The organism is Nocardioides cremeus (assembly GCF_030518195.1).
Lineage (GTDB): Bacteria > Actinomycetota > Actinomycetes > Propionibacteriales > Nocardioidaceae > Nocardioides > Nocardioides cremeus.
Map to the genome: position 1 here is coordinate 1 of NZ_JAULSC010000480.1, position 211 is coordinate 211.

Sequence of the window (211 nt, forward strand, 5' to 3'; positions counted from 1 at the left end):
CCTGGCCCGCGCCGCCGACGGCCTGGCCGTCGAGCACCGCGGCCGACCGGTGCTGCTGGTGCCCGCCCACGACGACGCCCAGGTCGTCGGCCCGCGGCTGCGCGCCGCGCTGGCCGAGACCTGCGGCGAGCCGGTGACGCTCGGGGTGGCCCACGGGCCCGTGCAGCCCCTCGACGGCGCGCTGCCGGCGGCGTACGACGAGGCGCGCCGC

General features: G+C 82.5%; 1 protein-coding gene. It reads left to right on the forward strand.

Annotated features, from left to right (window positions below; translation table 11 throughout):
* Nucleotides 1-211: hypothetical protein (locus tag QWJ41_RS22630; protein ID WP_302710587.1), on the forward strand; the 211-nt coding region annotated here is incomplete at both ends.